22 protein-coding genes, 1 tRNA gene, 1 pseudogene and 1 riboswitch are annotated in these 22,984 nt (G+C 61.3%); of the genes and pseudogenes, 12 read left to right on the top strand and 12 right to left on the bottom strand.

What is annotated here, in order from left to right; all coding sequences use genetic code 11:
• The first annotated feature begins 85 nt into the window (after positions 1-85).
• Genes ASE36_RS15990 through ASE36_RS15970 form a run of 5 tightly spaced genes read left to right on the top strand, consistent with a single transcriptional unit; the run spans position 86 to position 5,034 of the window.
• Positions 86-1,075 (top strand): iron-siderophore ABC transporter substrate-binding protein, encoded by a 990-nt coding sequence (locus ASE36_RS15990; RefSeq protein ID WP_062281885.1) that lies wholly within the window; start codon positions 86-88, stop codon positions 1,073-1,075.
• Positions 1,072-2,115, top strand: a complete 1,044-nt coding sequence (locus ASE36_RS15985) for a FecCD family ABC transporter permease (RefSeq protein WP_062281881.1) — start codon at positions 1,072-1,074, stop codon at positions 2,113-2,115. Before ASE36_RS15990 ends, ASE36_RS15985 begins: the two co-directional genes overlap by 4 nt.
• Before the next feature lie 2 nt (positions 2,116-2,117).
• Positions 2,118-3,152, top strand: a complete 1,035-nt coding sequence (locus ASE36_RS15980; protein ID WP_062281879.1) for a FecCD family ABC transporter permease — start codon at positions 2,118-2,120, stop codon at positions 3,150-3,152.
• Entirely contained in the window at positions 3,149-3,979 is an 831-nt protein-coding gene (locus tag ASE36_RS15975; protein WP_062281877.1) for an ABC transporter ATP-binding protein, read from the top strand. Before ASE36_RS15980 ends, ASE36_RS15975 begins: the two co-directional genes overlap by 4 nt.
• On the top strand, positions 3,976-5,034 hold the full coding sequence (locus ASE36_RS15970) for a DUF2218 domain-containing protein (RefSeq protein ID WP_062281874.1): 1,059 nt from the start codon (positions 3,976-3,978) through the stop codon (positions 5,032-5,034). Before ASE36_RS15975 ends, ASE36_RS15970 begins: the two co-directional genes overlap by 4 nt.
• A 92-nt stretch (positions 5,035-5,126) precedes the next feature.
• Here ASE36_RS15970 and ASE36_RS15965 read toward each other — a convergent pair whose 3' ends face one another.
• The 9 genes from ASE36_RS15965 to ASE36_RS15925 form a co-directional block, all read right to left on the bottom strand.
• Positions 5,127-6,020, bottom strand: coding sequence for an intradiol ring-cleavage dioxygenase (locus ASE36_RS15965; RefSeq protein ID WP_062281871.1), 894 nt, complete (start codon positions 6,018-6,020; stop codon positions 5,127-5,129).
• 9 nt (positions 6,021-6,029) lie between these two features.
• The gene (locus ASE36_RS15960) at positions 6,030-7,784 is read right to left on the bottom strand and encodes an FAD-dependent oxidoreductase (RefSeq protein ID WP_062281868.1); all 1,755 of its coding nucleotides are present in this window, start codon (positions 7,782-7,784) and stop codon (positions 6,030-6,032) included.
• Positions 7,777-8,892: a branched-chain amino acid ABC transporter permease gene (locus ASE36_RS15955; RefSeq protein ID WP_062281865.1), complete on the bottom strand. Its 1,116-nt coding sequence runs from the start codon at positions 8,890-8,892 to the stop codon at positions 7,777-7,779. Before ASE36_RS15955 ends, ASE36_RS15960 begins: the two co-directional genes overlap by 8 nt.
• Positions 8,893-8,899: 7 nt before the next feature.
• Positions 8,900-9,763, bottom strand: a complete 864-nt coding sequence (locus tag ASE36_RS15950) for a branched-chain amino acid ABC transporter permease (RefSeq protein ID WP_062281862.1) — start codon at positions 9,761-9,763, stop codon at positions 8,900-8,902.
• On the bottom strand, positions 9,750-10,469 hold the full coding sequence (locus ASE36_RS15945; RefSeq protein WP_062281859.1) for an ABC transporter ATP-binding protein: 720 nt from the start codon (positions 10,467-10,469) through the stop codon (positions 9,750-9,752). The genes ASE36_RS15950 and ASE36_RS15945 overlap by 14 nt, the downstream gene beginning before the upstream one ends.
• 3 nt (positions 10,470-10,472) lie before the next feature.
• Positions 10,473-11,192: an ABC transporter ATP-binding protein gene (locus ASE36_RS15940; RefSeq protein WP_062282733.1), complete on the bottom strand. Its 720-nt coding sequence runs from the start codon at positions 11,190-11,192 to the stop codon at positions 10,473-10,475.
• A 227-nt stretch (positions 11,193-11,419) separates the two neighbouring features.
• Positions 11,420-12,700, bottom strand: coding sequence for an ABC transporter substrate-binding protein (locus ASE36_RS15935; protein ID WP_062282731.1), 1,281 nt, complete (start codon positions 12,698-12,700; stop codon positions 11,420-11,422).
• A gap of 61 nt (positions 12,701-12,761) precedes the next feature.
• A complete protein-coding gene (locus ASE36_RS15930; RefSeq protein WP_062281856.1) occupies positions 12,762-13,817 on the bottom strand; it encodes a maleylacetate reductase in 1,056 nt (351 codons plus the stop codon).
• Positions 13,814-14,686: a dioxygenase gene (locus tag ASE36_RS15925; protein ID WP_062281852.1), complete on the bottom strand. Its 873-nt coding sequence runs from the start codon at positions 14,684-14,686 to the stop codon at positions 13,814-13,816. The genes ASE36_RS15930 and ASE36_RS15925 overlap by 4 nt, the downstream gene beginning before the upstream one ends.
• Before the next feature lie 98 nt (positions 14,687-14,784).
• Here ASE36_RS15925 and ASE36_RS15920 point away from each other — a divergent pair, with 98 nt between their 5' ends.
• The 3 genes from ASE36_RS15920 (at position 14,785) to ASE36_RS15910 (ending at position 17,979) form a co-directional block, all read left to right on the top strand.
• Entirely contained in the window at positions 14,785-15,735 is a 951-nt protein-coding gene (locus ASE36_RS15920) for a LysR family transcriptional regulator (RefSeq protein ID WP_062281849.1), read from the top strand.
• 83 nt (positions 15,736-15,818) lie between these two features.
• Positions 15,819-15,896, top strand: a riboswitch (SAM riboswitch).
• Positions 15,897-15,985: 89 nt separating this feature from the next.
• On the top strand, positions 15,986-16,915 hold the full coding sequence (gene metA, locus ASE36_RS15915; RefSeq protein ID WP_062281847.1) for a homoserine O-acetyltransferase MetA: 930 nt from the start codon (positions 15,986-15,988) through the stop codon (positions 16,913-16,915).
• Positions 16,916-16,968: 53 nt separating this feature from the next.
• Positions 16,969-17,979: an aldose epimerase family protein gene (locus tag ASE36_RS15910; RefSeq protein ID WP_062281845.1), complete on the top strand. Its 1,011-nt coding sequence runs from the start codon at positions 16,969-16,971 to the stop codon at positions 17,977-17,979.
• 1 nt (position 17,980) lies between these two features.
• Here the strand turns inward: ASE36_RS15910 and ASE36_RS15905 are convergent.
• A pseudogene (locus tag ASE36_RS15905) lies at positions 17,981-18,747 on the bottom strand (SDR family NAD(P)-dependent oxidoreductase).
• A gap of 86 nt (positions 18,748-18,833) precedes the next feature.
• A tRNA-Gly gene (locus tag ASE36_RS15900) sits at positions 18,834-18,908 on the bottom strand.
• A 268-nt stretch (positions 18,909-19,176) separates the two neighbouring features.
• On the opposite strand from ASE36_RS15900, the gene ASE36_RS15895 reads away from it, so the two are divergent.
• The 4 genes from ASE36_RS15895 to ASE36_RS15880 all read left to right on the top strand — a co-directional run bounded on the left by ASE36_RS15895 (position 19,177) and on the right by ASE36_RS15880 (position 21,704).
• Positions 19,177-19,698, top strand: a complete 522-nt coding sequence (locus ASE36_RS15895; protein ID WP_062281842.1) for a prolyl-tRNA synthetase associated domain-containing protein — start codon at positions 19,177-19,179, stop codon at positions 19,696-19,698.
• Between the two features lie 66 nt (positions 19,699-19,764).
• On the top strand, positions 19,765-20,739 hold the full coding sequence (gene trxA, locus ASE36_RS15890; protein ID WP_062281839.1) for a thioredoxin: 975 nt from the start codon (positions 19,765-19,767) through the stop codon (positions 20,737-20,739).
• An 85-nt stretch (positions 20,740-20,824) separates the two neighbouring features.
• On the top strand, positions 20,825-21,502 hold the full coding sequence (locus tag ASE36_RS15885; RefSeq protein WP_062281836.1) for an LON peptidase substrate-binding domain-containing protein: 678 nt from the start codon (positions 20,825-20,827) through the stop codon (positions 21,500-21,502).
• Between the two features lie 7 nt (positions 21,503-21,509).
• The gene (locus tag ASE36_RS15880; RefSeq protein ID WP_062281832.1) at positions 21,510-21,704 is read left to right on the top strand and encodes a Trm112 family protein; all 195 of its coding nucleotides are present in this window, start codon (positions 21,510-21,512) and stop codon (positions 21,702-21,704) included.
• Positions 21,705-21,731: 27 nt separating this feature from the next.
• On the opposite strand, the gene ASE36_RS15875 is transcribed toward ASE36_RS15880, so the two are convergent.
• On the bottom strand, positions 21,732-22,946 hold the full coding sequence (locus tag ASE36_RS15875) for a ubiquinone biosynthesis hydroxylase (protein WP_062281819.1): 1,215 nt from the start codon (positions 22,944-22,946) through the stop codon (positions 21,732-21,734).
• Positions 22,947-22,984: the final 38 nt, after the last annotated feature.

Genomic DNA, 22,984 nt, shown 5'->3' with positions numbered 1-22,984 from the left:
TTCAGGCGCCGACCGACCTGCAGCGCTTGACCTCTGTGCATGAAGCTGAGAATTGAAGTCAACTTAATTTCAAGAGAGTGGACATATGCGTTTGTGGCGTCTGGCGCTGATACCGACCCTGCTGATTGCCTTTGCGCAAGGGGTGGCGTGGGCCGACGGGCAGACAGACTATCCGGTGACGATTTCCCATGCTCTCGGGAAAACCGATATCGCAGCCAAGCCAAAGCGGGTGGCCACCGTCGCATGGGCGAATCACGAAGTGCCCTTGGCCCTCGGGATCGTCCCCGTCGGCATGGCATCCGCCAATTTCGGGGATGACGACGCTGACGGTTTGCTACCCTGGGTGTCGGAGCGGTTGAAAGCCCTTGGAGGAGCAAAGCCAGTGCTGTTCGACGAGGGGGACGGCATAGACTTCGAGGCAGTCGCGGAGACGCAGCCCGACGTGATACTCGCAGCCTATTCCGGTCTGACGCAGGCGGACTACGACACCTTGAGCCAGATTGCGCCGGTGGTTGCCTATCCGCAGGCACCCTGGTCGACGGATTGGCGCGAAACCATTCGTATGGACAGCGCCGGTCTCGGAATGGCGCCGCAAGGGGAGGCGCTGATCTCGGATATCGAAGCTGAGATCGCCGCCGAGGTCGCCAAATATCCGGAACTGCACGGCAAAAAAGCGATGTTTGTCACGCATCTCGACGCCAGCGACCTGAGCGTCGTCAACTTCTACACCACCCAGGATACCCGGGTGCGCTTCTTCCAGGACCTCGGCCTGCAAATGCCGAAGAGCGTGATGAAAGCCTCTGTCACCGGTAGCTTTGCCGGTTCCATCAGTGCCGAACAGATCGATTTGTTCGACGATGTCGACATTCTGGTGACCTATGGAGACGACAACCTGCTGGCCGCGATGAAGGCGAATCCGCTGCTCGCGCACATGCCTGCAGTCGAACATGATGCGATTGTCCTGCTTGGCCGCAATCCCTTGGGCACCGCCGCCAATCCCACTCCGCTGTCGATCAGTTGGGTTCTGAAGGACTATGTGGCGCTTCTCGCTGCCGCTGCACGCAAAACGCCATGACCGCCAGCTTCGCAATTCATCGGCGGGCAAGGCAAGGCTCGACAAAATCGGCGAGCAGCCGCATCCTCTGGCTGTCGGCCTGCGGCGTGCTACTCTTCCTGCTCTCGATTGCATCGTTGTCGGTCGGCACACGCACGGTCGATTGGGTGGATATCGTAGCCGCCTTGCACGGCCACACCTCCAGTATCGGCGAGGCCGCTGCATCGGCTCGTATTCCACGCACGCTTTTGGCTGTTCTCGCAGGGGGAGCGCTTGGACTTGCCGGTGCCGTCATGCAGGGCGTGACGCGAAATCCGCTGGCTGATCCGGGTCTTTTGGGCGTCAACATCGGTGCATCGCTCACCGTAGTCATCGGGATTGCCTGGTTCGGTATCAGCTCATCGGACGCTTATATCTGGGCCGCGACTGCGGGCGCCGGCGCAACTGCGATATTCGTCTACGTCATCGGTTCTCTGGGCAGGGATGGCCCCACTCCGCTGAAGCTGGCTTTGGCAGGTGCAGCCACGTCCATTGCCTTTGCCTCCCTCGTGACAGCCGTCATCCTTCCACGCGGCGATATCGCCGGCGGAATCCGATCCTGGCAGATCGGGGGAGTGGGCGGAGCGACCTTCGAGCGGATCCTCCCGGTCCTCCCGTTTCTCATCACTGGTCTGCTTCTCAGCTTCGCCTCGGCGCGCAAGCTCAACTCTCTGGCCTTGGGCGATGAGCTCGCAGCCGGTCTTGGAGAGCGCGTTGCTTGGGCTCGAGGCATAGCGTCCCTTGGCGCCGTGCTGCTCTGTGGCGCGACGACGGCCGTCTGTGGACCCATTGGTTTTGTCGGTCTGGTCGTGCCGCATGCATGCCGACTGATTGTCGGTGTCGATCACCGCTGGCTTCTGCCCGTCTCGACCCTCTGCGGATCGGCCCTCCTGCTTGCAGCCGATATCCTGGGCCGCATCGTCGCGCGCCCCTCTGAAATCGACGTCGGTATCGTCACGGCCCTGATCGGCGGCCCCTTCTTCATCTGGATCATCAGACGTCAGAAGGTGCGGGAGCTGTGAGTATGGCAACCTATACCGCACAACAGAACGGCCTGCGCCGACAGCGACACGGCAAACGGCGTCTGCAAATCACCGTGCTGTTGCTGGCGCTCGTGATCCTGGCCTTTGCTTGCACGCTCCTGCTCGGCAGATCGTACACCCCTCCCGGCGACGTGCTGCGTATCCTACTCGGAGAACAGGTAGCCGGCGCATCCTTCACCGTCGGCCAGCTTCGGCTGCCACGAGCCATCCTTGCGCTGCTGGCTGGAGCGAGCTTCGGCATGGCTGGCACCGCATTTCAGGTCATGCTGCGCAATCCTCTGGCAAGCCCGGACATCATCGGCATCAGTTCCGGTGCCAGTGCTGCCGCAGTCTTTGCCATCATCATTCTTGGCCTGAACGGAGTGGTCGTTTCCCTTCTCGCGGTCGTCTGCGGTCTCGCCACCGCCCTCGTGGTCTATGGCCTGGCGTCGCGTCAGGGGGTGGCGGGTGCTCGCCTCATCCTGGTCGGCATAGCAGTGTCGGCGATGCTGGAAAGCGTAGTGGCCTATGTGCTCGCGCGTGCGCCCGCCTGGAACCTGCAGGAAGCTCTGCGCTGGCTGACAGGTAGCCTCAACGGCGCAACACTTGAGCAATCGCTGCCGCTTCTGCTCGCGCTCGTTGTTCTGGGTGGAGTTCTCGCAAGCCTCGGCCGGAATCTGGAAGCTTTGAAGCTCGGCGATGATGCCGCTGCAGCGCTCGGGGTCCAGGTTGCAGGCACCCGGGTTGCGGTCATCCTCTGTGCCGTGGGGCTTATCTCAATTGCCACGGCCGTTACGGGTCCGATCGCTTTCGTCGCCTTTCTATCCGGACCAATCGCTCAGAAGATAATGGATGGCACCCGCTCGAACCTCCTTCCCGCAGCGCTTGTCGGTGCACTGCTCGTGCTGGTGGGAGACTTTGTCGGGCAGGTGCTGCTGCCAAGCCGATATCCCGTCGGCGTCGTCACGGGTGCGCTGGGTGCGCCTTACCTCATCTACTTGATCATACGGGTCAACAGAAGCGGAGCCGCCGCGTGACCAAGCACTCTCTTGTCGCAACTGGTCTCTCCGTTGGCTACGGCGAAAAGCTGATCCTCGATGGGCTTGAGCTTGGTCTGCCGTCCGGCCGGATCACCGCAATCGTCGGCGCCAACGCCTGTGGCAAGTCTACGCTGCTACGCGCTCTTGCCCGGCTGCTGCGGCCGAAAGCCGGCCAGGTGCTGCTCGACGGCAAGTCCATCCATGCGCGACCGACGCGGGAGCTCGCATGTGAATTGGGGCTTCTGCCGCAATCCCCAGTAGCACCAGAAGGCATAACCGCTGCCGATCTCGTTGGTCGCGGCCGCCATCCGCATCAGGGTCTCTTCGGTCGCTGGACGCAGGCAGACGATGAAGCCGTGGCGGAAGCCCTCAACGTGACGAAAACCGCGGATCTCGCGGGCAGGCCAATCGACGAACTCTCCGGCGGCCAGCGTCAGCGCGTCTGGATTGCCATGGCCCTTGCTCAGAAGACCGAGATCCTCTTGCTCGATGAGCCCACGACATTCCTCGACATCAGCCATCAGGTGGAGGTGCTCGATCTTCTCATCGACCTCAACAGGAGGCGCGACACCACGATCGTGATGGTGCTGCACGATCTCAATCTGGCGGCCCGCTATGCGGACCATCTGGTGGCGATGGTCGGCGGGTCCCCTTATGCCGAAGGCGCGCCTGAGGCGGTTCTCACACAGAAAATGGTGAAAACCGTGTTCGGGCTGGAAAGCAGGATCATTGCCGATCCAACCTCAGGCCGACCGATGATGCTACCCATCGGCCGTCATCGCATGACTGGCCCAGCTACCATAGACAAGGATATTCAGCCATGACGACTGCCCACGCTTTCACGCTTTCCGGCACCGGCCGCATAAACAACGCGATGGCCATGCTGGATGACATCTGCGAACATTTCGTTGAACATGCCGAAGTCAACCGTGATGGCGCGGCGGCTGTCTTTGAAAGCGAAGAGGCAAGAGTTGACATCGCTGTCGCCGACGATCGCCTGCTGATCGCGATCGCCTGCGAAAGTGAAGAAGCCGTTCAGGCAACGCGCGTAATGCTTGCTGAACACCTCTTCTATTTTGCCGGCGACGAACCTCTGGAACTCACCTGGACAAACTCCGCGCGGAGGGACCGCCCAGCAAATCTTCATGAAGCGACCGTTGTCTCCGCCTTCAACGTGACCCCGAGGATGCGCCGCCTCGTGATCGCATGCGAGGACGTTCAGCCTTTCATTGGCGGCGACATGCATGTCAGAGTTCTCGTCCCGCCCGTTGATCGGGAGCCGGTCTGGCCGGGTATACACGACAATGGACGCATTGCCTGGCCAACAGGGGAAGATACCCTGCTGGCGCGGGTCTACACCATTCGCAAGGTCGATGTAGAACATAGCCAACTATGGATTGACGTGTTTCAGCATCCCGAACCGGGTGTTGAGACCCCCGGTGCCGATTTTGCCCGTGACGCCCGACCCGGACAGAGGCTGGCGCTCCTCGGCCCCGGAGGCGGCGATCTTCCCTCAGCACAAACCATCTTTCTCGCCGGCGATGAAACCGCCCTTCCGGCCATCGCCCGGATCGCGGCGGAGATCCCATCCGGCACCCAACTCAAGGCCATCATCGAGGTCCACGACGAGGCGGAAGAACAGGCGCTGTCGTCGCGCGGTTCGATCGAGGTCGAGTGGCTGCACAGATCGACCTACCCGAGCGACACGAAAGGCGTGCTGGCAACGACAATCTGCAACGCCCTGGTCGATGTCGACGCGCAGACCTTCGTCTGGGTGGCCTGCGAAAAGGCGGATGTGCGGACTGTCCGCAAATTCTTGGCTCCCAAACAGCGGGATCGCAAGCTGCAATATCTTGCCTGGTATTGGGAGCGCACCTGAGGCTCGCCAGTCAATACTGGTGACAGGCACTCCTTCAAAAGACCGGCGGGCGAGGACGACGGGTCGACCTCTCTCGCCCACCGCGTCCGCTCCTATGCTCCGCCGGGATGGATGGGTGCGAGCACGAAATCGTGTCTCACCTCCCAGAAATCACCCGTGAAACCGTAACCAGCCGCCCTGTCGGGCTCATGTTTCTTGTCGAACCGGGCGAGCAGGCTCTCCTTCACCCCGAAAACGGCATCGGAATGGATGTAGGGATCATCGGGATCGAAGATATGGGTCACCAGCGTCTCGAAGCCGTCAGCTTTGATGATATAGTGCAGATGGGCCGGCCGATAGGGATGGCGTCCCAGCTGCCCCAATAGCTGGCCGACGGGACCGTCGTCCGGGATTGGATAATACTTCGGCTTTACCGCCCGGAACCAGTAGTGCCCGTCCGGCCCGGTGCGAAAGATGCCGCGCAGGTTGAAATCAGGTTGGATGCCCTTCTGCTGGACATCGTAGAAGCCTTCGTCATTCGCCTGCCAGACATCGATGACGGCATTGGCGATCGGCTTGCCCTCGGTGTCGAGGATACGGCCCTCGATCACCATATCCTCGCCCTTGGCATCAAGGCAGATATTGGCACCCATCGGCAGCTCGGGGGCGTCGGCCACATGGAAGGGGCCGAGCACCGTGCTTTCCGAGGCGCCCGAGGGTTTGCGGTTGTTGATGGCGTCGACGAGCATCGAGACGCCAAGTACGTCTGACAGCAGGATGAACTCTTGGCGCCATTCGTTGCACATCTGGCCGGTGCGAGTCAGGAAGAGGACTGCCTCCATCCATTCGTCCTGGGTCGGTTCCAACTCCTTGACCGCCTCGTGCAGCTTGCGGGTGATGACCTCCATAACCTGCTTCAACCGCTCGTCCTTGGCATTGGCGTTGCGGCCGGTGACGACCTCGACGGAGGTCTCCTCGGTGAAGTAGCCCTTTTCATGCGTTTCCATGATCGTTCCTCACCGGTCCAGAATCGTTTTCAGGACGCGCCGCAGCTCGCCTTCGGGGTCCTTGACGGCGGCTTCCGCGCGCCAGGCGACGTGGTGGTCCGGGCGAACGAGGAGTGCACCGGAATCGCGGATTTGCCGGGCGCGGACCCAGTCACCGGAGAAGTCCTGCCAGGTCTGGCGGGGACCGATCTTGTGAACCGCGATCGGCAGACCGAACTCCTTGGACAGGGACTTTGCGGCCGCCACCCATCCATCACCGCCGATGCCGGTGAGCACTGTGAAGACGCCATGGCCGGTCAGATCGAGGCTCGAAACCTTCTCGCCTTCGGTGCCGAAGAGCCAGGCATGCGGCAGGCGGGCGCCGGGCCAGGTGGTCGGCTGGTAATGCAGCTCGGCATCCTTCTCAAAGGCCGGTTCCGGCTGGCCGTCGGTGACGACGGCGCCCGACTTGTAGCGCTGGTTCATCTCCACGCCGTGCGCGTCGAACTCGTAGACCTTGTGCGCAATCGCCTGGCGGATCGCCTCACGCTGCTTTTCCGCATCATCAGTGTCGTTGCAGCGGGCGTCCATGTTTTCCTGCATCTTCACCGGGTCGACGGAATCGAGCAGGCCGAGCGCCTTGAAGATCGGGCCGAATTCCTCGATCGACTTGTTGGCGCGGGTGACGATCTGCTTGGCGACCGGGGCGCGTTCGGCCTGGTAGCTGTCGAGCAGGCCCATGCCGGCCTGGCCGCGGATGACGGCTGCCAGCTTCCAGGCAAGGTTGAAGGCATCCTGGATCGAGGTGTTGGATCCGAGGCCATTCGACGGCGGATGGCGGTGGGTCGCGTCGCCCATGCAGAAGACGCGGCCGTTCGACATCGTGGTTGCGTACATGTTGTTGACGGTCCAGGTGGAGACCGACTTGATTTTCGGCTGCAGGTCCTGCACGCCGACGAGATCGCGCACGACCTTGGTGGCGAAGGCATCATCGACGGCCGGTGCCGGCTGGTTGATGTCGTAGCCCCAGACGATCAGCCACTCGTTCCACGGGCGGACCATGCGCACGAGGCCCATGCCGATACCGCCGACATCGGCACCCGGCTGTAGCACCCAGTAGAGCACCGAGGGGCGGTGGGCGACATAACGCGAGAGGTCGCATTCGAAGAGGATGTTCATCGAGCCTGCGACGCCCATCTTGCCTTCGAAGGCGAGGCCGGCATGTTCAGCGACCTTGGAGTTGCCGCCGTCGGCGCCGACCAGGAACTTCGAGCGGATCGTGATGTCCTTGCCAGTCAAGCGGTCGCGGCAGGTGGTGGTGACGCCGTCGGCATCCTGCACATGGCTGACATATTCCGTCGACATGCGCGACTGAGCACCACGCGAACAGGCCGTCTTGAAGAGCAGGGGCTCCATATAGGTCTGTGGCAGGTCGTTCATCCGGCCGGGCGAGGAGAGGAGATGTTCGGCGCGCGAGAGCGGATGGTTGCCCCAGCTCTGCATGCGGCCGATTTCTTCGCCGGCGACCGCCGTGCAGAAGACGTTCTGGCCCATCAGGTCCTGCTCGGTCGCGAACATATAGGCTTCATCCTCGACGTTGCGGCCGAGATCGCGGAGAACCTCCATCGTGCGCTGGTTGGTGATGTGGGCGCGCGGCGTGTTGGCGAGCCAGCGGTAGCGGTTGATGACCATGGGCTCGAGGCCGTAGCTTGCGAGCAATGCGGCAGTCGCTGAGCCGGCCGGCCCGGTGCCGATGATCAGGACGTCGGTTGTAATGTCAGCCATTTGGCCCTCCCTTTGTCGTTTGTTCAAGCGATCCACCCCTCAGGGTGCGGCGGACCGGAAAGAGTTCGATGCCGGTGCGGTCGGTGATCAGACCCCAGATCCCTCGCGGCGCAAACAGCATGGTGATGATGGCGAGCGCGCCGAGCAGCAGCAGGTACCAGGACCCGTAGCTCGACAGCGCATTCTGCATCAGGAAGAAGATGATGACGCCGAGGATCGGCCCCTCAATGGTGCCGATGCCGCCGATCACGACGATGAAGATCACATAGGCCGTCCAGTCGGTGAGCGAGAAGGCGGCATCGGGTGAGATGCGGGCCTTCTGCAGATAGATGAGTGCGCCAACGACGCCGGTGATGAAGGCAGTGGAGAGGTAGATCACGAGCTTCAGCTTCTGGGCGTCCACCCCGAGCGCCCGGGCGGCCGTCTCGTTGTCGCGCACGGCGGCAAGGCCGAGGCCCTGCTTGGAGCGCAGCAGGCGGTAGACGAACCAGATGGTCAGGACGAGGACCACCAGCGCCAGCCAGAAGGCGATAGCATCGGCGGCGGCGGCGGTGCGCATGCCGAACCAGTCTTCGAGAAACGAGACACCGAACATATCACGCGTCGCGTCGCGCGGCAGCGATGTGCCTGTGCCACCGCCGAGCGTCTTCCACTGGGCAAAGAGCAAACGTCCGACCTCGGCGATGACCCAGGTGCCGATGGCGAAATAGGGACCATAGAGGCGGAAGGCGAAGAAGGCCGTCGGTATGGACACGAGAACGGCGAAGAGTCCGGCGAGCGGGATGGCCAGGATCGGATCGAGACCGAGCAGGATGACGAAGCCGAAGAGCGCATAAGCGCCGCAGCCGACGAAAAGCTGCTGGCCGACGGAGATCAGGCCGGCATAGCCCGCCAGAAGGTTCCAGCTCTGGGCGAGCGCCAGCATTGTGAGGATGAAGAAAAGGTCCTGCACCACGCCGCGTGAGACGACGAAGGGGGCTGCTGCCAGAAGCAGCACGATGAGGACGGCTGCGATGGAAAACAGCATGGACAGGCGCGTGCGCGTCTCGACCCGCCAGGATGGCGTCGGGCGCATGACATCAGACAGGGTTTCTCTGTTGGCGTTCATCGTCACCTCAATCGACAGCGCGCGGGAAGAGACCCCGCGGACGGAACAGCAGGACCAGCAGGAAGGCGATATGGCCCGAGAGGATCTGCCATTCCGGGTTGATCGCGGCTCCGAGCGTTTGTGCGACACCCAGAATGACGCCGCCCGCGAGCGTGCCCCAGAGTGAGCCGAGGCCGCCGATGATGACGGCCTCGAAGGCATAGATCAGCCGCGCCGGCCCCGCGGTCGGATCGAAATTGGCGCGAGTGCCGAGATAAAGGGCTGCGATCGTGACGATCACCATGGCGAGGCCCGTTGCGATGGCAAAGATCTGGTTCGGGCGGATGCCCATCAGACCTGCTGTCACGACATCGTCGGAGGTCGCGCGGAATGCACGGCCCAGCGCCGTCTTGTAGATCAGCTGGTTGAGGCCGACGATGACCAGGATCGCAGAGGCGAAGGTGAGCAGCGGCATCACGCCGGCATTGATGCCGCCGAACGAGAGCGATGCCTGCTCCAGCGCGCCTGCGGGGATGCGCTGGCTGTCGGCAGTGAAGGCTTCGAGAAGTCCGTTCTGGATGACGATCGACAGGCCAAAGGTGACGAGCAGCGGCGGCAGGATGTCCTTGCCCAGCGTTCGGTTCAGCAGATGATATTGCAGAAGGTAACCGATCCCGAACATCAGCGGACCGGCGATCAGGGCTGCCAGGAATGGATTGAGCCCCAGCGTCGAGACGAGGAGCAGGATCAGGAAGGCGGCAAAGACGATGAGATCGCCATGGGCGAGATTGACCAGCCGCATGATGCCGAAAACGAGCGACAGGCCGGCGGCGAAGAGGGCGTAGAGTCCGCCGAGCAGAATGCCCTGGAGAATGGTATCAAGCCAGTTCATGGGGCTCCGCTCCGAAATAGGCCGCATGGATATCGACGCGGTCGAGCTCTGCCGGGCGCCCTTCGAGCGTGACCCGGCCTTCCATCATGCAATAGACCCGGTCTGCCACCTTCAGCGCCTGGGCAATGTCCTGCTCGACGATGACGATGGCCGCACCCGTTTCCCGGATGCGAGGGAAGGCGGCGTAGATGTCTTTGATGACAACAGGAGCGAGGCCGAGGCTCAACTCGTCGCAGAGCAGCACTTCCGGATTGGACATTAGCGCCCGGCCGATTGCGACCATCTGCTGCTGGCCGCCGGACAAGGCCGTCGAAGGATTTCGCCGCCGCTCCTTCAGGATCGGGAAGAGTTCATAGACAGTTTCGAGCGACCAGGGACCGTCGACCTTGCGGCCATGGCGGCCGACCAGCAGGTTTTCCTCAACTGTCAGCGAGGGGAATAGCCTGCGCCCTTCGGGCACGAGCGCTATTCCCCGTACGATGACGTCGGGTGAGGCAAGCGCGCCTATGGGTTCACCCTTGTGCAGGATTGCCCCGGGTTCGTTGCGCAGTACACCCGCAATGGAACGCATCAGGGTCGACTTGCCGGCGCCGTTCGACCCGATAACGGCAATTGTCTCGCCCGGATTCAAAACGAGATCGACGCCGAACAGGGCCTGGAAGTCGCCATAGAAGGCGGTGAGGTTCTTCGTTTCAATGAGGCTCATATGTCAGACCTCCATGCCCAAATAGATTTCGCGCACCTCGCGCGAGTTCATGATGGTCTGCGGATCGCCGTGGCCGATCATCCGACCAAAGTTGAGCACCAGGATCTTCTCGGCAACCGCGTTCAAGGCATGCAACACGTGCTCGATCCAGATGATCGCCATGCCGCGCTGGTGGACCCGCTTGATCGTTGCGACCAACTGCCGACATTCGCCTTCGGTCAGCCCACCGGCAATTTCGTCGAGCAGGAGAAGCTTCGGCTTGGTGGCTAGCGCCCGGGCCAGTTCCAGCCGCTTTCGTTCCAGCAGAGTGAGGCTGCCCGCCGGGCGGTTTGCCTTGGCGATGAGGCCTGTTTCGACGAGGATTTCGGCGCAGAATTCAGAAACCTCTGCCTCGCTGCTTTCGCTGCCGAAGGCGCCGGCGACGAGCAGGTTCTCATAGACCGTCAGCCGCTCGAAAGGCTGCGGGATCTGGAAAGTGCGGCCCATACCGGCAAAACAGCGCTGCATCGGCGGAATGTTGGTGACGTCGCGACCGTCGAAGCGGATCGTGCCTTTGGCGACGGACAGGTTGCCGGTGATCAGGTTGAACAGCGTCGACTTGCCGGCGCCGTTCGGTCCGATGACGCCGAGCGCTTCGCCGGGTTCGACGGAAAAGCCGATCTCCTCGGCGACCACGAGGGCCCCGAAGGATTTTGACACACCATTCAATTCCAGGATCGGCATGGACACTGCTTTCTTGGAAAAATCTGCCGTTATCATCTGGGTCACCCCCTCTGGTCTGCCGACCATCTCCCCCTCAAGGGGGGAGATCGGATGGCGGCGCCAACTTCCCGCATTCTCGACGTCTGTTTGCTTGGCGCAGGCCTATCCTCTTCGTGATCTCCCCCTTGAGGGGAGATGTCCGGCAGGACAGAGGGGGTGCCGCATCTGCAAACACTCGCCAGTTGAGATCACCCCAACGCTTCCATCTTGCCGCCGAGCGGGATGTTCGTTGCCTGGCCGTTCTCGACGACGACCAGGTCATAACCGCCGTCGGATTTCAGCCGCCACTGACCACCGACAAGCGGGGTCTTGGCGACATTCTTTTGGGCGAAGGGCGGCAGATTGGCATTGTTCCAGGCAATCGGGCCGACCAGCGTGTCAAGCTTGGTTTCGCCAATGGCCTTCGCCACGGCATCGCCATCCGTCACGTCCTCGGCACGCTTCATCACGTCGACCGCGAGTTCGAACAGCGCATGGGCAAAGCCGATCGGCTGTGTCCAGGGGCGACCGGTCACTGTGGTGAAGGCAGTTGCCACATCGGCAGTCGTCTCGCCTGTCAGCGAGGACTTGAACGGATGAGACGGCGTCCACCAGACTTCGGTCGAGAGGTTGTGGCCGGCATCGCCCAGAGATTCCACGGTCTGCGGGAAGAGAAGCGCCTTGCCGATCGAGGCGATCTTGGGCTTGAGGCCCTGTTGCTTGGCCTGGTTCCAGAAGGTGGTGAGGTCAGGCGGGATCATCACGCCGGTCAGGATCTCCGTCTCCGCCTGCTTGAAGGCGTTGATCTGGGCCGAAAAATCGTCCGTCAGGTTCTGATAGCGGCCGGTGTCGGTAAGGCCGTAGCCGAGCTTTTCGAGCACCGGCGGGAAGCCGACGACCTTGTCGCCCCAGGCATTGCCGTCGCCGTCGTTCGGGAAGAGGCCGCCCACCTTTTTGTTGGTCTCGATCTGGCCCCACATGCCGGTGAAGACGGCGATGATGTCCTCAAGACCCCAGAAGAAGTGGTAGACGTAGTTGAAGGGCTTCCAGCTGGCCGGATCGCCAGGATTGCCCTGCTGGCCGATGAACCAGGGCTGCCACGGGGCAACCGTCGAAAGGCAGGGGATCTGCTCGGCTTCGCAGGTGGTGGAGACCGAATTGGTGGTTTCCGGTGTCGAGGAAACGAGCATCAGGTTGATTTCGTCGTCGACGATCAGTTCCTTGGCGACTTCGGCGGCGCGGTTGGGATTCGACTGGCTGTCCTTGACCACGACCTCGTAGTTCAGGCCCATCTTCTTTGTCGTGGTGAGAAAGCTGTCGATGACGAACTTGTCGGCTTCACCGAAGGCCGCGAGCGGTCCGGTCTGCGGGCTGACATAGCCGAGCTTGACCGCCGCCTGCTGCGCAATCGCAGGGGCCGCAAGGCCCGAGGTTGCCAGCACGGCGCCGCCGGCTGCCGTCGTCTGAAGGAATTTGCGTCGCGTAATCATGTTTCCTCCCATCATCGTCTCTCCTCCCAAAGAGCGCGCCAAGCGCGAAATGTCGTCTCGGTCAGTCGGGCCTGACGCCCTCCCAGGCCTTTTGCAGAAGTGTGCGGATCGACGCGCCGTCGATCGGACGCGGGTTCCAGTAAGGGTTCTCGACAGCGATATCGGCGGCGCGATCGAGATCGGCTTCGACAAGCCCCAAATCCTTGAGCGACAACGGCGCGCCGATCGACTTGGCAAAGTCCCAGAGCCCTCCGCCGATGGAGCCGCCGAAGAGTTCGACGGCGCCTGAGAGTTCCGCTTTCGCCGCTTCGGCGTTAAAGGCGGCCGTATGCGGCAGCATGACCGCATGGGTTTCGGCATGCGGCGTGTCGAAAGAACCGCCCAGCGTGTGGCAGATCTTGTGGTGCAGCGCCATGCCGACAGTGCCGAGCACGGTGCCGCAGAGCCAGGCGCCATAGAGCGCTTCTGCCCGTGCATCAGGGTCATGAGGGCTTTTCACCAGAACCGGAAGGCTATCCCTGAAGGCGCGCAATCCGTCGAGCGCCATCAGCGTCGAGACAGGGTTGCGATCCTGGGCGTAGAGACCTTCGACCGCATGGGCCATGGCATTCAGGCCGCTGGTAACGCTCATGCCGACCGGTAGACCAAGTGTCAGGTCCGGATCGTAGATCACCACTTCCGGCAGGATGCTGGCGTTCCGGACCGTGGTCTTTCGACCGCCTTCGGTTTGCCCGAGGATCGGGGTGACTTCGGAGCCGGCATAGGTCGTGGGGATGACGACCTGCGGCAGATCGGTGCGATAGGCAATCGCCTTGCCGAGCCCGGTCGTAGAGCCGCCGCCGAGCGAAACGACACAGTCGGCTTCGGCGTCCTTGACGACCTTCAGGGCTTTCTCCGTCACATCGACGGGCGTGTGCATGACGGCACCGGAGAAGACGCCGACGGAGAGGGTACCCAGCCGATCGGAAAGCGCTTCGGCATCCGCCTTCTGATGCGGCGTTGACAGCACCAGCGCACGACGGCAGCCGAGGGCTTCGATAGCGCTACCGACGTCAGCGCTGCGGCCGGAGCCGAAGAGGATATGCGCCGGGCTGCCGGCATAGGTGAAGCTCTTCATTTGCCCCTCCCTGGACGCGCGCGGACCATGACGAAGCTGACACTGACGCGAGAGGCAGGTTCGCCGTCGAGCACAGTCTGCTCGAACGAATGCACCAATTCCGGCCGAACGCCGAACAGCGCGTCTTCGGCAAGGCGCGGGTCGCCCGCATCATAAATATGGGTGGTGATCGTCTCGAAGCCGGGCGCACGGATCAGGAAGTGCAGATGAGCAGGCCGGTGCAAAGGATAGCCGGCGTCGGCAAGTAGGCGCCCAACCGGCCCGTCTTGCGGTACGCTGTAACCGGCGGGCCTGACCGACCGATAGTCAAAGCGTCCGCCAGCATCGGTACGGAAAAGACCTCGCAAATTGAATTCCGGTTGCAGGTCCGGCTGCTGGTTTTCGTAGAAGCCCTGAGCATTGGCCTGCCAGGTGATGACCTCGGCGCCCGGAACAGGCTCGCCATCGAGATCAACGACACGCCCTTCGACGATCAGCGGTTCACCGAGACCATCGAGTGAAATGGTGCTTCCACTCTGCCGCTCCGGAGCATCCGCCCGGAAGAATGGACCACGAATGGTGTTGGGTGTTGCACCGGCAGGGCGGCGCGAATTGATGTCCTCGACCAGGGCAGAGGCGCCGGTCAGGTCGGACAGCAATACCCATTCCTGCCGGCGCTCATCCGCCGCATGGCCGACCTCCGTCAGGAAATCGATGACTTTGCGCCATTGATCCTGCGTCGGCCGGAACTCCTTGATGAGGTCATGAAGGTGGCAAACGACCGCAGAGATAAGACGCGCTGAAGGATCGTTCTGCGCAGAAAAGCGCTCCGCAAAAGCCTCGGCAGATGTGGCCTCACTGAAGGTCAGCGCATCAGCTCCCCGCGACATGCATCTCCTCCCAAATCCGCATTGCTGGTCGAGGGCAAGCTAGCAGGCGATGAAAGCCGGATTGATGATTTCTTTCAGTTTCAATATAACGATCCGTTATGAAGTTCGATGAGCGACATCTCATTCAGTTGGCCGCCGTGGTCAAAGCTGGCGGCGTAACCGAGGGGGCAGCCTTGCTGGGTCTTGCTCAACCTGCGGTGTCCCGCACGCTTTCCATGCTGGAGAAGCGTGTTGGAGAGCCTCTGTTCATCAAGGGGCGCAGGCCTATGCTGCCAACGCCACTTGGAGCCGCTCTTGCGGAACACGGACTTGCAATGCTGGCTGCCTCACGCAAGGCATCGAGCCTCATGGAGAGCTTCCGGATCGGCAAGAGCGGCGTCGTCCGCGTCGGCGGAACGCCCTTCTTCATGGATGCCCTGATCGCCGGCATGTGTGCGGAATTCCAGACCACCCATCCGGATGTTCACATCGAACAGTCCTATGGTTATTTTCCGGATCTGCGCGCCGCCCTGAAGGCGGATCAAATTGATCTTGCCATTTGCCCCATCGATATTCTGGACGAGGGGTCTGGCCTTGCATTTCAGCAGATTCTGCCGGGGCGCAATGTCATCGCGTGCCGGGTCACACACCCCCTGCTGCTGAAACGGCGGCTTCAACCCGCCCATCTGCTCGATCATTCATGGGTGGCACCGCCGCCTGGAAGTCCTTTGCTGGCAGACCTGCGTGCCCTGCTTTTATCCTTTGGCGCCACGGAAATCCGGATCCGCTATTCCGGCGGATCGCTTGCAAGCGTCGTCAACTATCTGAAGGCGGCGGATGCCCTGACGGTGATGCCGCATAGCGTCGTCTTTGCGCAGCGTAAGGAAAAGACGATCACGGCCCTGCCGATCAACATCCCGCATCCGGAACGGGCGCTTGCCATCCTGCGCCGCGTTGACTCGCCGCGCTCCCCAGCAGTTGAACACTTTGCGGATTTCGTCCGCTCCAGCTTCGACAATCTGAAACATCTGATCAAACGGCACGAAGAGGCTGTGGTCTGGGGCAACTGAAGGCCCGCCACCCGCGACGACCGCAGCCGGCAAGGAGCAAGTTCGCTTGCCCATTGATTCGCGCCTTGGACAGGCGTAAATAGGCGTCGTTCCGTGGTGATTTGGCCGGCCGGCTTGCAGCCACGTAAAATAACTCGCTAAAGGGCCGAGGCGAGTCGAGACTTTCCGAGGACCGGTAGCGAATTGAAGCTGCCGGTATTTTTGTTTCCGCGGTCTCGAACCGTCGTGACAAAGGAAAGTCGAGAGCCAGATGCCGATCCGAATCCCCGATACGCTCCCCGCCTTTGAAACCCTCCTGCATGAGGGCGTGCGAGTCATGACCGAGACCGTGGCCGTCCGTCAGGATATCCGCCCGCTGCAGATCGCGCTTCTCAACCTCATGCCGAACAAGATCAAGACGGAGGTTCAGTTCGCACGCCTGATCGGCGCTTCCCCGCTGCAGGTGGAACTGACGCTGGTCCGCATGGGCGGACACAAGGCAAAGAACACACCCGAGGAGCACCTCCTATCCTTCTATCAGACATGGGATGATGTGAAACACCGCAAGTTTGATGGCTTCATCATCACCGGCGCACCGATTGAAACCCTGCCTTTTGAAGAAGTCACCTATTGGCCGGAACTGGAGGAGATCCTCGATTGGACCGAAACCAACGTGCATTCGACGATGAATGTGTGCTGGGGTGCCATGGCGGCCATCTACCATTTCCACAAAGTGCCGAAACATGCACTCAAGGAGAAGGCCTTTGGTGTCTATCGCCACCGCAACCTCGCGCCATCCTCGGTGTATCTCAACGGTTTCTCCGACGACTTCCAGGTGCCGGTATCGCGCTGGACTGAGGTCCGTCGCGCAGACATCGAGAAGGAGCCGGAACTGAAGATCCTGCTCGAATCCGACGAGATGGGCGTGTGCCTCGTGCAGGAGAAGCGGGGTAACCGTCTCTACATGTTCAATCATGTCGAATACGATTCGACCTCGCTCGGTGACGAATATTTCCGGGACAAGTCGGCGGGTCTCCCGATGAAGCTGCCGCACAATTATTTCCCGCACAATGACGACACGTTGACGCCGCTTAATCGCTGGCGGGGTCATGCGCATCTCCTGTTCGGCAACTGGATCAATGAGATCTATCAGATGACGCCTTATGATATTGACGAGATTGGCAAGGCAGTCGCGGAGTGAGTCGAGGGCCCGCCTTGCAGGCTTAGTCGAAAAAACGGTGAGGAAGTGGTCATATGACGAGACAGGTGTTCGGCGTAATGCCGACGGGGGAAAGCGTGGAACGGGTCGTCCTGACCGGAGGAGGCCTGACGGCCTCGATCCTGACCTTTGGTGCGGTCCTGCAGGATCTGCGGATGGAGGGCCACGAAGGTCCCTTGGTTCTGGGGTTTCATGATCTGGCGAGCTATCTCGATCACTCCCCGTACTTCGGTGCGACGCCGGGACGGTGCGCCAATCGCATCGGCGATGGCCGCTTCACGCTTGACGGGGTGGACCATCAGCTGGAGTTGAATGAGCGGGGCGTCGCCCATCTGCATGGCGGCACCGATGGCATGGGACGCCGCAACTGGACGATCCTTGAACTGGGTGCAGATCACGTGACGATGGAAATCGTCGATCCCGAGGGTCGCGCGGGCTATCCGGGAACCACACGCACGACCGCTGTCTTCACCCTCAAGCCCGAGGGCGTCTTCTCCGTCTTCTACGAAACGGTGACCGACAAACCGACCATCGCCAATGTTTGCCATCATGCCTATTTTAATCTGGATGGACGGCCGGACATTCTCGGTCACGATCTGATGATCGCAGCCGACCACTATACACCGGTCGACGAGAGGCTCATCCCGACGGGCGAGATCAAGAAGGTCGATCATACCGCCTTCGATTTCCGCGAAATGCGCCCGATAAAGCTCGATGTCGACGGCGCGCAGTTCCGTTACGACCACAACTTCTGCCTCTCCAGCACCCGCACCGCCAAACGCAGCGTGGCCCTCGCCCGCAGCGTCAATTCAGGTGTTTCGATGGAAGTTCTGACGACGGAGCCCGGCGTCCAGTTCTACGCCGGCGTCTACCTTAACGTCGCCGTCCCGGGGCTTCAGGGCCACACCTATGGCCCATACGCCGGCTTCTGCCTGGAAACGCAGATCTGGCCCGACGCGGTGAACCACAGGGGCTTCCCGAACGGCGTCCTTCGCCCGGGCGAAGTTCTGCGTCAGGAGACGGACTACGTCTTCTCCAAGAACTGAATCAGATCGCGGTAAAACCGTTGTCGACGAACAGGTGTACCCCGTTCACGAATTGGGAGTCGTCACTGGCGAGGTAGAGGGCGGCGCGGGCAACGTCCTCGGGCTCGCCGATTCTACCCTGCTGGGCGGCGATGGCAGCTTCGGAGACATCCACGCCGTGGGCAGTCAGTTCCGCCACTTCGCGCAAGCCGTGCGGGGTCCGGATAAAGCCCGGGCAGACAGCATTGCAGCGGATGTTGCGGTCGCGGAATTCCACCGCGATCGCCCGAGAGAACATATGGACCGCGCCTTTGGTGGTGTCGTAGAGCACCTCCATCGGCGTTGCAGCGACGGCCGATATCGACGAGGTGCAGACGATCGAGCCACCACCAGCAGAAATCATGCCCGGCAGCACGGCACGTGTCATGAGAAACATCGAACGGACATTCACCGCATGCAGCCAGTCCCATTCCTCGAGCGTGTTTCGAGGAATGGTTTGATGACAATCGTGCCGGCGTGATTGAACAGCACCGTCACCGTTCCAAGGCTTGATTCGACCTTTCGGACCGCAGACTCAACCTGCGCTTCATCTGAGACGTCGGCGACAAAAACCTCGCAGACTCCACCGGCCTTGCGGATCTCGGCTGCCGTTTCTTCTGCTGCATCAGCGTTGCGATCGATGATCGCCACTTTCGCCCCCTCGGCAGCGAAGAGCCGCGAGGATGCACCACCCATGCCGGTCGCACCACCAGATATGATTGCAACCTTGCCCGCCAGACGATTCGTCATCTTCACCTCCGAATGAAATTCGGAGCGAATAGACACAAGCGCCGCATCGGCGTCCAGAGGCTGTCAATCTTATTGAAGAGAGAAAATGGAGCGGGTGAAGCGATTCGAACGCTCGACCCCAACCTTGGCAAGGTTGTGCTCTACCCCTGAGCTACACCCGCTCATAACCGCGATCCTGGGGTAGTGTCTGGATCGTGGGCCGTCCGTTTTGCGGCGACGGGCGCTATATCGCTCAAACGATTTTCAAATGCAACAGGGAAATGTCAGTTCATCGCGAAAAAAATGAAAATCTCCGTGCCGCAACGGCCAACCCCCCGTAAATGCGGGACTTTTTGCGGCAAAGAAGATTGCAAGCTGTGAGCGACGGGCCTATCTCTGTCGCCGATACCAGCCCGAAGAGCCGGAAAATTAGCAAAGAAAGGCCCGCCTGTGACCGTTGAAACCGAAAGCGCCTCTCCGAAGACCGCAGACGACCTTTTCCGCCTTCTCGACTCGCTGAACATTCCGCACAAGACGAAAACGCACCCTCCGGTATTCACCGTCGCCGAGTCGGTTTCTTTGCGCGACGAGATCCCCGGAGGCCACACGAAAAACCTCTTCGTGAAGGACAAGAAGGACCAATTCTTCCTGCTGACGGTCGAGGAGAATGCCACCGTCGATCTGAAGACCGTGCATACGGTCATCGGCGCTGCGAGCAAGGTCTCGTTCGGCAAACCGGAAAAGCTGATGGAATATCTCGGTGTGGCGCCGGGCTCGGTCACTGCCTTCGGGGCGATCAATGACACGGGCCACAAGGTCACGTTCGTCCTCGACAAGGACCTGATGGAACACGACATCATCAACTGCCATCCGCTGACCAATGAGGCGACGACCTCCATCGGCCGCGATGACTTGCTCAGGTTCATGCAGGCAACGGGTCACTCGCCGCTTGTCTTGAAAGTGACGGCCTGACATACGATCTTAGCGGCAAATGCCGGCCTGGATCGAAGGCTGGCGCGACAGGCGGAGATGCGCGAGATGAGCGACTACGGCAACCCTTACGGCGGCTACGGCAATCAAACGATGACGGCGAATGCACAATTCGGTGCTTCCCCTGCACCGGCGGCCACTGAGGCGGATCTCGTCAAGGATACGACCACGGCCACCTTCGGCAAGGATGTTCTGGAAGAATCGCGCCGACAGCCTGTTCTCGTCGATTTCTGGGCGCCCTGGTGCGGTCCTTGCCGTCAGCTGACGCCGATCATCGAAAAGGCCGTGAAAGAGGCAGGCGGCCGCGTCAAGCTCGTGAAGATGAACATCGATGACCATCCAGCCATTGCGGGTCAGCTTGGCATCCAGTCGATTCCCGCTGTCGTCGCCTTCGTCGACGGCCGCCCGGCTGATGGCTTCATGGGCGCACTGCCCGAAAGCCAGGTCAAGGCTTTCATCGAAAAGATCGGCGGCCCGGCAGGTGCAGACCAGGCAGCAGAGATCGCCGCCGTCCTCGAAGAGGCAGCCGGTCTTGTCGTCGCCGGCGATATCGATGGTGCAGCCCAACTCTTTGCTGCCGTCCTGCAGGCTGATCCTGATAATGTTCGCGCACTTGCCGGCATGGCCGAGTGCATGATTGAAGCCAATCAGCATGCGCGCGCGCGGGAACTCCTGAGCCAGCTGCCGGACGAATTGTCTAAGGCGCCCGAAGTGCAGGCGCAGCTGAAGCGACTGGACCAGATCGAGGAGGCCCGCAAGCTTGGCGATCCGGTGGCCCTCGAACACACGCTGTCCCTCAGCCCCGACGATCACGAAGCGCGCATGAAGCTCGCAAAGATCCGCAACGTCGAAGGCCGGCGCGAAGAAGCCGCAGAGCACCTGCTTCTGATCATGAAACGGGACAGGACGTTTGACGACGACGGCGCTCGCAAGCAGCTGCTGCAGTTTTTCGAGGTCTGGGGACCGAAGGATCCGGCAACCATCATGGCGCGCCGCAAGCTCTCTTCCATTCTCTTTTCGTGATGGGCCGCGGGCTTGAGTTTTGCCCGGCGCGACCCAGATAGAAGCGAATGAGAATGCGGAGATTTTCCGAACAGGATGGGCTTCAATGCAAGTGGGAAATGCCAGATATCTGACGGCGGGAGATCTTCCTGAGACCGTGCCGGTTTTTCCGATTTCGGGCGCACTTCTTCTGCCGGGCGGACAGTTGCCACTCAACATCTTCGAGCCGCGTTATCTGGCCATGCTGGATGCCGCCATGGCCGGAAACCGGCTGATCGGCATGATCCAGCCGGCACTCACCGAGGTGCAGGCGGATATCCTGCCCGAGCGCCCGGCTCTGGCACCGGTAGGCTGCATTGGGCGGATCACATCCTTCACCGAGACCGGTGACGGACGTTACATTGTCTCCCTCGCCGGCATTTGTCGCTTCCGTTTGCTGGAAGAAGTCGCCAGCACAAAACCATACCGCACCTTCACGATTGCTCCCTTCGTGGCTGACCTGACCAGCGGCGATGACGAAGCACAGGTCGACCGCTCGGGCTTGTTGTCGGCTTTCAGGGCTTATCTGGAAGCCAACAAGCTGGAGGCTGACTGGGAAAGCGTGGAGCGCGCCTCGAACATCACGCTGGTTAACTCCCTATCGATGATGTCGCCCTTCGGCCCTGCGGAAAAACAGGCACTGCTTGAGGCTCCGGATCTGCGAACCCGCGCCGAAACCCTGATCGCCATCACCGAGATCGTCCTCGCCCGAAATTTTGGCGACGGCGATACCATGCTTCAATAGGCTCCCCATGGACGACAAGACGACTGGCGTCGATCCGAAGATGCTCGAATTGCTCGTCTGTCCCCTGACGCATGGGGTGCTGAAGTTCGATCGCGAAAAGAACGAACTCGTCTCTGAGAAAGCGCGGCTCGCCTACCCGATTCGCGACGGAATTCCGATCATGCTGGTCTCCGAGGCCCGCAAACTGGAGATGCCGATCTGAATCGGGTGGGACGAATTGAGGCAGCTGTCAGATCTGTTGGCCGCCGAGCAGGCGGGGCCGATTATGCGCGGTTGATCCCGCAGCTTCGCGAATGAAGTAGTTCTTCAGGGCAGGAATTCCCTCGACAATCCCAAGTCCGAAGTCGCGCAGGACACGGATCGGCGTCACATCATTCGAAAACAGACGATTCAGAACATCGGTTGTCACGCCCATGCGGAACGTGTCGAACCGCCGCCAGATCTGGTAGCGCTCCAGAACGTTGACCGAGCCGATGTCGAGACCCAGTCGATCAGCTTCGACCACCGTCTCGGCAAGCGCTGCGACATCCTTGAAGCCTAGGTTAAGACCCTGCCCCGAGATGGGATGGATCCCATGTGCAGCATCGCCGGCGAGCGCCAGCCGCGGCGCGATGAAGGCTCTGGCCAAGGTAAGGCCGAGCGGGAAAGCGCGACGGTCGGCTGTGGCCTTGATGGTTCCGAGCTTGTGGCCGAAACGCCGCTCAAGTTCCGCCTCGAAGACGAGATCATCCGAAGCAACGAGCCGGTCGGCATCCTCCGTCCGCTCCGTCCAGACGAGCGAGGAGCGATTGCCCGTGAGGGGAAGGATGGCAAACGGGCCGGCCGGCAGGAAATGCTCCTCAGCAACCCCATCATGCGGTCTCTCGTGTTCGACTGTGGTGACGATACCCGACTGGCCGTATTGCCATGTCACGGTCTTGATGCCAGCGAGATCACGTAGCTTGGAGCGAACCCCATCACAGGCCACGACGAGCCGGGCATCGAGCTTGCTTCCATCGGACAAGGTGAGCTCAGCCGACGGCCCGGTGTCCCGAAAATCGGTCGCTCTGAGGCCGTGGCGGATGTTGATTCCACGCTCGGCGCAAGCGTCACGCAGCGCGGCAACCATGCTGACATTGGGGATCATGTGGGCGAAGGGGCGCCCATCCTCGACAGCGCCGTCGAAGGTGAGGAAAACCGGCCGCACCGGATCGGATGTTTTGGAATCCGTCACAATCATCCGGTTGATCGGCTGCGCATCCGGCTCGATGCGATCCCACAGGCCGAAGACGTCGAGCATCTTCGTGGCTGCAGAGATGATGGCAGACGCGCGTGGATCCTTCTTCCAGGCACCCTCGGGCGCAGCCTCGATCACTTCCACGCCAAGATGGGGCGCGGCTTGTTTGATCGAAACGGCAACGGAAAGACCGACATAGCCACCGCCGACGACAACCACATCCAGCATGGCAAATCCTTTGCTCTCATAGACATTGAACCCTGTAT

It is taken from the genome of Rhizobium sp. Root274, assembly GCF_001429245.1.
In the GTDB taxonomy this organism is placed as follows: Bacteria; Pseudomonadota; Alphaproteobacteria; order Rhizobiales; family Rhizobiaceae; genus Allorhizobium.
Note: the sequence above shows the minus strand (reverse complement) of the source record. Positions and strands in the feature narration are given on the sequence as shown.

Excerpts from the sequence above, each read along its gene's own strand:
- ASE36_RS15990 (WP_062281885.1), top strand. The coding sequence starts at position 86 with ATGCGTTTGTGGCGTCTGGCGCTGATACCGACCCTGCTGATTGCCTTT.
- ASE36_RS15985 (WP_062281881.1), top strand. The coding sequence starts at position 1,072 with ATGACCGCCAGCTTCGCAATTCATCGGCGGGCAAGGCAAGGCTCGACA.
- ASE36_RS15980 (WP_062281879.1), top strand. The coding sequence starts at position 2,118 with ATGGCAACCTATACCGCACAACAGAACGGCCTGCGCCGACAGCGACAC.
- ASE36_RS15970 (WP_062281874.1), top strand. The coding sequence starts at position 3,976 with ATGACGACTGCCCACGCTTTCACGCTTTCCGGCACCGGCCGCATAAAC.
- ASE36_RS15965 (WP_062281871.1), bottom strand. The coding sequence starts at position 6,020 with ATGGAAACGCATGAAAAGGGCTACTTCACCGAGGAGACCTCCGTCGAG.
- ASE36_RS15960 (WP_062281868.1), bottom strand. The coding sequence starts at position 7,784 with ATGGCTGACATTACAACCGACGTCCTGATCATCGGCACCGGGCCGGCC.
- ASE36_RS15955 (WP_062281865.1), bottom strand. The coding sequence starts at position 8,892 with ATGAACGCCAACAGAGAAACCCTGTCTGATGTCATGCGCCCGACGCCA.
- ASE36_RS15950 (WP_062281862.1), bottom strand. The coding sequence starts at position 9,763 with ATGAACTGGCTTGATACCATTCTCCAGGGCATTCTGCTCGGCGGACTC.
- ASE36_RS15945 (WP_062281859.1), bottom strand. The coding sequence starts at position 10,469 with ATGAGCCTCATTGAAACGAAGAACCTCACCGCCTTCTATGGCGACTTC.
- ASE36_RS15940 (WP_062282733.1), bottom strand. The coding sequence starts at position 11,192 with ATGCCGATCCTGGAATTGAATGGTGTGTCAAAATCCTTCGGGGCCCTC.
- ASE36_RS15935 (WP_062282731.1), bottom strand. The coding sequence starts at position 12,700 with ATGATTACGCGACGCAAATTCCTTCAGACGACGGCAGCCGGCGGCGCC.
- ASE36_RS15930 (WP_062281856.1), bottom strand. The coding sequence starts at position 13,817 with ATGAAGAGCTTCACCTATGCCGGCAGCCCGGCGCATATCCTCTTCGGC.
- ASE36_RS15925 (WP_062281852.1), bottom strand. The coding sequence starts at position 14,686 with ATGTCGCGGGGAGCTGATGCGCTGACCTTCAGTGAGGCCACATCTGCC.
- ASE36_RS15920 (WP_062281849.1), top strand. The coding sequence starts at position 14,785 with ATGAAGTTCGATGAGCGACATCTCATTCAGTTGGCCGCCGTGGTCAAA.
- metA (WP_062281847.1), top strand. The coding sequence starts at position 15,986 with ATGCCGATCCGAATCCCCGATACGCTCCCCGCCTTTGAAACCCTCCTG.
- ASE36_RS15910 (WP_062281845.1), top strand. The coding sequence starts at position 16,969 with ATGACGAGACAGGTGTTCGGCGTAATGCCGACGGGGGAAAGCGTGGAA.
- trxA (WP_062281839.1), top strand. The coding sequence starts at position 19,765 with ATGAGCGACTACGGCAACCCTTACGGCGGCTACGGCAATCAAACGATG.
- ASE36_RS15885 (WP_062281836.1), top strand. The coding sequence starts at position 20,825 with ATGCAAGTGGGAAATGCCAGATATCTGACGGCGGGAGATCTTCCTGAG.
- ASE36_RS15880 (WP_062281832.1), top strand. The coding sequence starts at position 21,510 with ATGGACGACAAGACGACTGGCGTCGATCCGAAGATGCTCGAATTGCTC.
- ASE36_RS15875 (WP_062281819.1), bottom strand. The coding sequence starts at position 22,946 with ATGCTGGATGTGGTTGTCGTCGGCGGTGGCTATGTCGGTCTTTCCGTT.